The sequence below is a fragment of the Rhodopila sp. genome, from assembly GCF_035548235.1.
Lineage (GTDB): Bacteria > Pseudomonadota > Alphaproteobacteria > Acetobacterales > Acetobacteraceae > Rhodopila.
In genome coordinates, this window is record NZ_DASZTJ010000237.1 from 1 (window position 1) to 5,011 (window position 5,011).

Here is a 5,011-nt window from a genome sequence, read left to right on the forward strand (position 1 = left end):
CGGTCTACTCCGATGCGCTGTCACCGCCGGGCGGGCCGGCTGCGACGTATCTGACGATGCTGGATCACAACACGAAGCTGTTCGCGGCGGCGATGCGGGGGCAGCAGGCTTAGGCGGCATCATGGGAAAGCCTATGGCCGGTGCAAGGCCGGCCATGGCAGGAGGGGGTCGACCGGTCAGGCCCGAAACGGCCTTTCGCAGCCTGCCGCAACCGGCCTGGCCGGCCTATGCGAATCCCTCGAACCGCATGAAGTCCCGAGCAGGCGTTCGGATGGTCTGCAGCGTGTTCTCGGGGGCGTCGGGGTCGGCGTAGCCCAGGGCCATGCCGCAGACCACGATCTCCTCCTCCGCCAGGCCCAGCACCGGACGGATCGCGCGGTGGTAGTGCGACCAGGCGGCCTGCGCACAGGTGTCCAGGCCCCGACCGCGGGCCGAGACCATGATATTTTCCAGGAACATCCCGTAATCCAGCCAGGATCCGGTCGCCAGGCCGCGATGGATGGTGAAGATCATCCCCACCGGCGCATCGAAGAACTGGAAGTTCCGCCGATGCTGGGCCTTCATCTTCTCCCCGTCGCGGCGGCCGATGCCCAGCAGGCCGTACAGCCCCCAGCCGACCTCGCGCCGGCGCGCCAGGTACGGTTCGAAGAAGTCGTCCGGGTAGTATTGGACCTCCTGCTTATGCTCAGACGAGCCGGCGTCGTACTCAGCCTGCACGGCTGCGACCAGCCGCTCCTTCGCCGCCCCCGCCAGCACATAGCCCCGCCACGGCTGCATGTTCGACCCGCTCGGCGCCCTGGCAGCGAGGTCCAGGATCTCCTCGACCGTCTCGGACGGCACGGGTGTCGGCAGGAACCGCCGGATCGACCGGCGGCTGGAAATCGCTTGATCGACGTCGTTCACGAATGTGTCCTCTGGATAGGCCGGTGCATGGGCCAGCGAAGGGTCAGTCGCGGTCAGATAAAGGGCCGGATGGCGCGACGCCAACCCCAGGTCCGGCGACGGACGGGACGGCGGCGGTGGACGCCCCTGCCCCGGCGTGATCCAGTAGGCCCAAAATCCCCGAGGAGACCGCCATGGAATTCGGCATCGCCATCCCCACCGCCGCCGACAGCTACAAAGTCGTCAAGCGTGCCGAGGAACTCGGGTTCACCCATGCCTGGTTCTATGACACCCAGATGCTGTGCGCCGACTGCTTCGTCGCGATGGGCATCGCCGCGGCGCAGACCAGCCGCATCCGGCTGGGCACGGGGGTGCTGATCCCCTCCAACCGCATCGCGCCGGTGACGGCCAATGCGTTCGCCTCCTTGAACGCGCTGGCACCCGGGCGGATCGACTTCGGCGTCGGCACGGGGTTCACCGGCCGGCGCACCATGGGCCTGGGCGCCATGAAGCAGGCCGATATGGAGGAATACATCCGCGTCGTCATGGCCCTGCTGGCCGGCGAGACCCCGGATTTCGAGGTCGAGGGCAAGCGGCGCAAGATCACCTTCCTCAATCCCGAGCTTGGGCTGATCAACCTGAAGGACAAGGTGGCGCTGCACGTCTCGGCCTATGGTCCGCGCGGCCGCGACCTGGTGGCCAGGCTCAAGGCCGGCTGGCTGAACTTCGTGGGCGACGTGGCGGGCGGCAACGCCGCGATGCAAGCCATGCAGGGCAGCTGGACGAAAGCCGGCAACGCCCCCGCCAGCCTGACCGCGGTGGCGTTCGCCCTGGGCTGTGTCCTGGAGGACGGCGAGGCGGCCGACAGCCCCCGCGCCATCGCCCAGGCCGGCCCGCGCGCCACGGTGCTGCTGCATCGCGCGGCGGATGAGGCGCTGTCGGGGCTGCCCAACACCTCGCCCGTCCCGTCCGAGGTCGCCGACGCCGTCAACGGCTATATCGAGCTGGCCCGCCGCTTCGAGCCGGAGGATGCGCGTTACCTGGAGAACCACCGCGGGCACCTGATGGCGGTGAAGGACATCGAGCGCCCCTTCGTGACGGCGGAGCTGATCCGCCGCACGACGTTCACCGGGACGCGTGCGGACCTGCTGGACCGGATCGCGGCGCTGCGCGACGGGGGATACACGCAGTTCACCATCCAACTGATCCCCGGCCAGGAGGCGGCGATCGAGGATTGGGCGAAGCTGAAGGCGGCTTTCTGATCCCACCGTCAGCATGTTGTGGCCAGCCTGCAACATCACCCCTATATTGTGTGAAGACACGGTCATAAACGTTTGCCGTGAATCCGGATCGCCGACGAGAAAGGGGCTTCTGACGTGACATTACCGGGGGAGACCGCCGTGGAGGCCGCAATGCTTGATGCAGTCCAGATGCCGGGTCGTTTTCAGGTTCACGTCGATCGTTCCCGGGATTCGCTGCTGACCGATTTCGGCAAGGCCACGCTGACCGACCGCTACCTGATGCCGGGCGAGGAATTCCAGGACCTGTTCGCGCGGGTCGCGTCCCAGTACGGCGACGACCCCGCCCATGCCCAGCGCATCTACGACTACATGTCGAAGCTCTGGTTCATGCCTTCCACCCCCATCCTGTCGAATGGCGGCACCAACCGCGGCCTGCCGATCTCCTGCTTCCTGAACGAGGCGTCCGACTCGCTGGAAGGCATCGTCGGCCTGTGGAACGAGAATGTCTGGCTCGCCGCCAAGGGCGGCGGCATCGGATCCTATTGGGGCAATCTGCGCTCGATCGGCGAGAAAGTGGGCGCGGTCGGCAAGACTTCGGGCGTCATTCCGTTCATCCGGGTGATGGACAGCCTGACGCTGGCGATCTCCCAGGGCTCGCTGCGCCGCGGATCGGCCGCGGTCTACCTGCCGGTCTGGCATCCCGAGGTCGAGGAGTTCGTCGAGATCCGCCGCCCGACCGGGGGCGATCCGAATCGCAAGGCGCTGAACCTGCACCATGGCGTCCAGATCTCCGACGCGTTCATGCGGGCGGTCGAGCGGGACGACGAATGGGCCCTCCGCTCCCCCAAGGACCACAGCGTCGTGCGCAAGATCTCCGCTCGGTCCCTGTGGATCCGCATCCTGACGGCGCGGATCGAGACCGGCGAGCCATACCTGGTGTTCTCCGACCATGTGAACAACGCGCGGCCCGAACACCACAAGCTGGCAGGGCTGGAGGTGAAGACCTCCAACCTGTGCAGCGAGATCACATTGCCCACCGGCACTGACCACCTGGGCAACGAACGCACCGCGGTCTGCTGCCTGTGCAGCCTGAACCTGGAGAACTGGTTCGAGTGGGAGGACCACCCGACCTTCATCGAGGACGTGATGCGCTTCCTCGACAACGTGCTGCAGGATTTCATCGACCGTGCGCCGGACGGGATGGACAAGGCGCGCTACGCGGCGATGCGCGAACGGTCGGTCGGCCTGGGCGTGATGGGCTTCCACTCGTTCCTGCAGGCGCAGAACGTGCCGTGGGAGAGCGTGATCGCGAAGGTCTGGAACAAGAAGATGTTCCGTCACATCCGCGCGCACGCGGACGCGGCGTCGCTGCGGTTGGCGAAGGAAAAAGGGGCCTGCCCGGACGCCGAGGAATACGGTGTGATGGAGCGATTCTCCCACAAGCTGTCGATCGCGCCGACCGCGTCGATTTCCATCATCGCGGGGAATTCGTCGCCGGGGATCGAGCCGATCGCGGCGAACGTGTTCCTGCAGAAGACGCTGTCGGGCAGCTTCTCGGTGCGCAACCGGCACCTGAAAAAGCTGCTGGCCGAAAAGGGGATGGACAACGAGGAGATCTGGTCCTCGATCACCCTGGCGAAAGGCAGCGTGCAGCACCTGGATTTCCTGAACGAACAGGAAAAGGCGGTCTACAAGACGGCGTTCGAACTGGACCAGCGCTGGATCGTCGAGCATGCCGCCGATCGCGCGTCGTTCATCTGCCAGAGCCAGTCGGTGAACCTGTTCCTGCCCGCCAACGTGCATAAGCGGGACCTGCACCAGATTCACATGATGGCCTGGAAGCGCGGGGTGAAGTCGCTCTATTACTGCCGCAGCCTGTCGATCGCGCGGGCCGACAATGTCAGCGAGAAGGTTACCGGTCCGGTGGTGTACGATAATGTCGTTGCCAAACAGATTACTCCGGCAAACGAGCAGGTGCGGCTGCCGCTGGTGGCGATGGGGCAGCAGACGACGAATTATGAGGAATGCCTGGCCTGTCAGTAGCTTTCACAAATGACGTCAGCGGCGGCTAGTCTTCGAGATTGTCATCTTCGGGATCGGCCTCCGTGTCGATTTCCTGAAGTGCAGCCTCGCGCTCATGGAACGTGACGATGGAGTCGGGAAGTCCTATCAGAAGGAGCGGGCATGGGTTTCCGACCCCTCTCTGAACGCGACGCTCCAGTTTTTCCCAATGTGTCGTTGCTTCCCCAAATTTGTCACTGACAAATTTCTCGGTGAATGCATCTCGGAATGACAGTGGGTTCTTGGAGCGATTCATTCGCCTTGAAATCTCTGCCCGCTGCTTCGACGTCGGACTGCAATTCCATTGTTCGAGATCCAGAAAACCTTCAATCTGACGTTCATTCAGGAAGCGCCTGACTAAATTCCGCATGTTGGCCTGCAACGCTCGGCCACGTGTGACAATTATCCCGACCGATATCGCACCATCCGCATGGAGTCTTTTGAAGTTCTCCAGGTCTCGGTCGTAAAATGGATCCTTGTTGTTCCATTCGATTTCAAGAGCAATCCGAGCGCCAGATTTAAAGGTACGAACGTGGTCTATCTCATGTGATACGCTCTCTCGCGGCTGTCCATTGATGATTTTTTCGATAATGAAAACAAACTTTGGCCAGTTCAACAATGTCAGCGTTTTACGGAGACGCTGCGTCCCCTTCGCTTCACCGCCGCCTCCCGCGATGATCTCCTCGATCGGAATCGTCGAGGAATTCAGTGCTTGTTCGAGTTCAGCCACGGCCTCCGGAAAGTCGACACTCAAGATTGCCTTGGCATGCGAATGAAATTCGACTTGGAACCCTTTTCCTATCAGCGTTTCGAACATTCGCCAGGAG

The 5,011-nt window shown here is 63.5% G+C and carries 4 protein-coding genes; 2 read left to right on the plus strand and 2 right to left on the minus strand.

All coding sequences use genetic code 11. The annotated features are described in order from the left end of the window. Positions 1-225: 225 nt before the first annotated feature. The gene (locus VHB27_RS19330) at positions 226-903 is read right to left on the minus strand and encodes a nitroreductase (RefSeq protein WP_325603578.1); all 678 of its coding nucleotides are present in this window, start codon (positions 901-903) and stop codon (positions 226-228) included. A 173-nt stretch (positions 904-1,076) separates the two neighbouring features. Between VHB27_RS19330 and VHB27_RS19335 the strand changes: the two genes are divergently transcribed. Together VHB27_RS19335 and VHB27_RS19340 are read left to right on the plus strand one after the other, a co-directional pair. Beyond that, a complete protein-coding gene (locus tag VHB27_RS19335) occupies positions 1,077-2,144 on the plus strand; it encodes an LLM class flavin-dependent oxidoreductase (RefSeq protein WP_325603580.1) in 1,068 nt (355 codons plus the stop codon). Between the two features lie 150 nt (positions 2,145-2,294). Then, on the plus strand, positions 2,295-4,166 hold the full coding sequence (locus VHB27_RS19340) for a ribonucleoside-diphosphate reductase subunit alpha (RefSeq protein ID WP_325603582.1): 1,872 nt from the start codon (positions 2,295-2,297) through the stop codon (positions 4,164-4,166). Positions 4,167-4,191: 25 nt separating this feature from the next. Here VHB27_RS19340 and VHB27_RS19345 read toward each other — a convergent pair. Beyond that, positions 4,192-5,011: BglII/BstYI family type II restriction endonuclease (locus VHB27_RS19345; protein ID WP_325603585.1), on the minus strand; the 820-nt coding region annotated here is incomplete at its 5' end.

Bases quoted from the DNA above. Each gene is read 5' to 3' on its own strand.
- VHB27_RS19335 (WP_325603580.1), top strand. From the start codon at position 1,077: ATGGAATTCGGCATCGCCATCCCCACCGCCGCCGACAGCTACAAAGTC.
- VHB27_RS19340 (WP_325603582.1), top strand. From the start codon at position 2,295: ATGCTTGATGCAGTCCAGATGCCGGGTCGTTTTCAGGTTCACGTCGAT.